This is a genomic window from Arthrobacter sp. 2YAF22_2, assembly GCF_052114645.1.
Taxonomy (GTDB): Bacteria; Actinomycetota; Actinomycetes; order Actinomycetales; family Micrococcaceae; genus Arthrobacter.
Window position 1 is genome coordinate 1 of sequence record NZ_JBFRFD010000748.1, and the last position, 1189, is coordinate 1189.

At 64.3% G+C, this 1189-nt stretch carries 2 protein-coding genes; both read left to right on the forward strand.

Going from position 1 to position 1189, the window contains the following annotated elements; all coding sequences use genetic code 11:
- A partial coding sequence (locus tag AB4Y86_RS19240) for an HNH endonuclease signature motif containing protein (RefSeq protein WP_441403720.1) occupies positions 1-519 on the forward strand: 519 nt, incomplete at its 5' end.
- Between the two features lie 158 nt (positions 520-677).
- A complete protein-coding gene (locus tag AB4Y86_RS19245) occupies positions 678-1181 on the forward strand; it encodes an RNA polymerase sigma factor (protein ID WP_441403721.1) in 504 nt (167 codons plus the stop codon).
- The last annotated feature ends 8 nt before the right edge of the window (positions 1182-1189 follow it).

Here is a 1189-nt window from a genome sequence, read left to right on the forward strand (position 1 = left end):
AAGGCCCTGCGGCASTGGCTYCGSCTCCGGGACGGCAAATGCCCGTTCCCGGGCTGCAACAACGCCTCGCTSGAYAACGASGCRGACCAYCTGCTGGCGTGGGCCGACGGCGGSACCACCGGSATCASCAACCTSGGCCAGCCCTGCCGCAAACACCACCGCCTCAAACACGCCACCTCGTGGAAACCCACCGCAGCGACCAAGAACCACCCTCCCGGGTGGACCTCACCATCAGGACGGCACTACCCCAGCGAACACCAGGACTGGGAACCACCCCACTGGCCGAACGGATTAATCAGCAAGGACGACGGGAGCCACGAGGGCCTGCCCCCGGACCCCGGGCGTGATCCCGACCCCGAACAGGACCTCGCACTGGAGCTGCTGCCCGAGGACCCCTTCCCGGACTGGTACCTGTTCACGGCGGGCGGCTCCTCGACCGCCTTGGACACCGACGATGAATTCTGGCGGCCGTCACTTGAGGATGCTATGCCGACAAACTTCCGGCTCCAGCGCGCCTGAACGACGAACTGCGTGTTCTCCCGGCAAGGCGAGCACGGAACCGCGGCGGGTGGCGATTCGCCGGGGCGGTATCCGATCTTGCCGTCGGTGTAATAAAAGACCCACCCCGGGACACTTAGGCATTAAGAACAAGTCATCCGATGTTCGGGGGAAACACTATGTTGGCTGCGAAGGAGCAGGACTTCATTGACCTGCACACTCAACATTTCGCACGTGTCTACGGCTATATTGCCTGCCGCATCAATGACCAATATCGGGCCGAGGAATTGGCGGCTGATGTCTTCAGGATCGCCTGGGAGAAGCAGCTTCCAGCGCTACCAGGCGTCGGCTGGCTGCTGGTGACCGCACGGAATGTGATCGGAAATGAGTACAAGGGCCGCCGGCGCCGCCAGGAGCTGGTCGACCGGCTCAAAGACGAAGCCCGCAGCCGCACGCCTGACTCAAACACTGCAGATCGGGACGCGGTGGCTGAGGTGCTCCTGCAGCTCCGGGAACGGGACCGCGAAGTCCTCATGCTCAGCTACTGGGACGATCTGACCGGCACAGAACTGGGCCAAGCCCTGGGCTGTTCGGCTTCGGCCGCCGCGGTACGCCTCCACCGGGCGCGCCGGGCTTTTGCCAAGGCCGCCCCCGCCGACCTCATGACAGAACGGATGGACTAGCCATGGAC

Bases quoted from the DNA above. Each gene is read 5' to 3' on its own strand.
- AB4Y86_RS19245 (WP_441403721.1), top strand. From the start codon at position 678: ATGTTGGCTGCGAAGGAGCAGGACTTCATTGACCTGCACACTCAACAT.